The sequence below is a fragment of the Pseudomonas sp. Sample_9 genome, assembly GCF_004307535.1.
In the GTDB taxonomy this organism is placed as follows: Bacteria; Pseudomonadota; Gammaproteobacteria; order Pseudomonadales; family Pseudomonadaceae; genus Aquipseudomonas; species Aquipseudomonas mercuritolerans.
In genome coordinates this window covers 41,006-43,696 of sequence record NZ_RAZO01000155.1, presented here as the reverse complement: position 1 = coordinate 43,696, position 2,691 = coordinate 41,006, and the positions used below count along the sequence as shown (strand labels likewise).

At 63.7% G+C, this 2,691-nt stretch carries 3 protein-coding genes; 2 read left to right on the top strand and 1 reads right to left on the bottom strand.

Going from position 1 to position 2,691, the window contains the following annotated elements; all coding sequences use genetic code 11:
* On the top strand, positions 1–225 hold a 225-nt coding region (locus tag D6877_RS08235; protein WP_130910446.1), incomplete at its 5' end, for a coproporphyrinogen III oxidase.
* A 9-nt stretch (positions 226–234) separates the two neighbouring features.
* Positions 235–1,056, top strand: a complete 822-nt coding sequence (gene aroE, locus D6877_RS08230; protein WP_130910445.1) for a shikimate dehydrogenase — start codon at positions 235–237, stop codon at positions 1,054–1,056.
* A 75-nt stretch (positions 1,057–1,131) separates the two neighbouring features.
* Here the strand turns inward: aroE and D6877_RS08225 are convergent.
* Positions 1,132–2,691 (bottom strand): SulP family inorganic anion transporter (locus tag D6877_RS08225; protein WP_130910448.1); only part of this gene is annotated, 1,560 nt, incomplete at its 5' end.

Sequence of the window (2,691 nt, the reverse complement as noted above, 5' to 3'; positions counted from 1 at the left end):
CGCGAATTCCAGGAATTCCGCCGTGGCCGCTACGTCGAATTCAACCTGGTTTACGACCGTGGCACGCTGTTCGGCTTGCAGTCGGGTGGCCGTACCGAATCGATTCTGATGTCGCTGCCGCCGCAAGTGCGCTGGGGTTATGACTGGAAGGCCGAGCCGGGCAGCGCAGAAGCGCGCCTGACCGAGTACTTCCTGCAGGATCGCGACTGGCTGGCCGAGGCCTGAGGACGGGTGATGGATCGTTACGTTGTTTTTGGTAACCCGATCGGCCACAGCAAGTCGCCGATGATTCACCAGTTGTTCGCCGAACAGACCGGCCAACGCCTCGACTACAGCACGCTGCTCGCGCCGCTGGATGATTTTACCGGCTGCGCCACGGCGTTCTTTCGCGAAGGCCGCGGCGCCAACGTGACAGTGCCGTTCAAGGAAGACGCTTACCGGCTGGCCAACCGCCTGACCGCCCGCGCGCAGCGCGCCGGTGCGGTGAACACCTTGAGCAAACTGGACGACGGTTCGCTGCTCGGCGACAACACCGATGGCGCAGGACTGGTCCGCGATCTGACGGTCAATGCCGGTTTCAGCCTGACCGGCAAGCGCATCCTCTTGCTCGGCGCCGGTGGCGCAGTACGCGGTGCGCTGGAGCCTTTGCTGGCGGAGAAACCGGCCTCGGTGATCATCGCCAATCGCACGGTGGACAAGGCGGAACTGCTGGCGGAATTGTTCGGCGATCTGGGGCCGGTGTCGGCCAGTGGTTTCGACTGGCTGCGCGAGCCGGTGGACGTGATCATCAACGCCACTTCGGCCAGCCTGACCGGCGACGTGCCGCCGATTGCGCCAAGCCTGATCGAGCCGGGCCAGACCTTGTGCTACGACATGATGTACGGCAAGGAACCGACCGCGTTCTGCCGCTGGGCCACTGAGCACGGCGCGGCGCTGGCGATGGATGGTCTGGGCATGCTCGCCGAACAGGCGGCCGAAGCGTTCTACCTGTGGCGCGGCATACGCCCGGATACCGCGCCGGTACTCGCCGAGCTGCGCCGCCAACTGGCCCTTTAAGCTTTGCTCCCACATTGAAATACGATCAATGTGGGAGCGAGCCTGTTCGCGAATCGCATCACCACCAATGTCAGCTCAATCCTCAAACCTGATCGGGCACTTCTCCGCCCCCTCCAGCTTCCTCAGTTCCTCCACCACTGGCGGCCGCGCCCGGCGCAAGGTCAGGCTGCGACCCTGGCCGAGCAGGCGCCGCGCTTCCTGGTGCAGCATCTCCACCCCCGAATAATCGATGAAGTTGATCTGTTGCGCCTCGATCACCACCCGCGCGCCATGCAGGCGTTGCAGGCGTACCTGCAGGTAATGGCTGGCGCCGAAAAAGATCGAACCGCCCACCCGCAGCACATCGTCGTCACCGTCGCGCCAATGCTGCACCCTTGGTTGCGAGGTGCGCTTGAGGTAAAAGAACAACGACGCCAGCACCCCGGCGTAAATCGCCGTCTGCAATTCCAGCAGCAAGGTCGCGAGACAGGTCAGGGCCATCACCATGAACTCGGCGCGGCTGACCCGCAGTAAAGCGCGAATGCCGCGATGATCGACCAGACCCCAGGCAATCAACAGGATGCTGCCGGCCATGGCCGGGATCGGAATATGCGCGATCAGCCCCGCGCCGAACACCGCAAACAGCGCCACCCAGAGCGCCGAGAACACTCCGGCCAGTGGCGAGCAGGCACCCGCCTCGTAACTCAGACCTGAGCGGGTAAACGATCCGGCTGACAGCGACCCGGAAAAGAACGCACCGACAATGTTCGACAGACCCTGTGCGCGGACTTCCTGATTGGCGTCGAGCAACTGTTGCGAGCGCGCCGATATCGAACGGGCGATCGACAGACTGGTGACCAGCCCGAGCATGCCCACCGCCACGGCGCTTGGCAGCAGGCGCAGGATCACCTCCAGATCCAGCGGCAAGGCGCTCAGCGGCGGCAGGCGTCCGACGAAAGCGCTGACCAGATGCACATGACCGAACATTCCTGGCCAGATCCACACCAGCAGACTGGCCAGCACCAGCGTGAGCAACAGCGTCGGCCAGCGCGGCAGGAGTTTTTTCAGGGCCACACCGACGATTACCGTGGCGACGCCAAGGATCAGCGAAGGTTTATCCACAGCCCCCAGATGTCGCAGCAGATCCATCAGGCTGGCGAGCGCCGTGGTGTTGGCCGGCAACTCCAGGCCGAGCAAATTGGGCAACTGCCCGATGGCGATCACCACGGCGGCACCGAGGGTGAAGCCGAGCACTACCGAATGCGAAACGAAATTCACCAGCGCGCCGAAGCGCAGCAAGCCGAGCAACCATTGGAAAATCCCGGCGAGGAACGTCAGCAGCAGGATCAGAGTGATGTAGTCCTCGGAAGCCGGCACCGCGAGCGGGCTGACGCTGGCGTACAGCACGATGGAAATCGCCGCTGTCGGGCCGCAGATCAAATGCCATGACGAACCCCACAGGCAGGCGATCAATACCGGAATGATTGCGGCGTACAGCCCGTATTCCGGTGGCAGCCCGGCGATCAGTGCGTAGGCAATCGACTGGGGTAAGGCGAGAATCGCACCGCTGAGGCCGACGATCAGGTCCCGCCCGACGCTGGCACGGGATTGCCGTGGCAACCAGCTCAGGAAAGGAAAAAGTGAATGGCGGCTGGG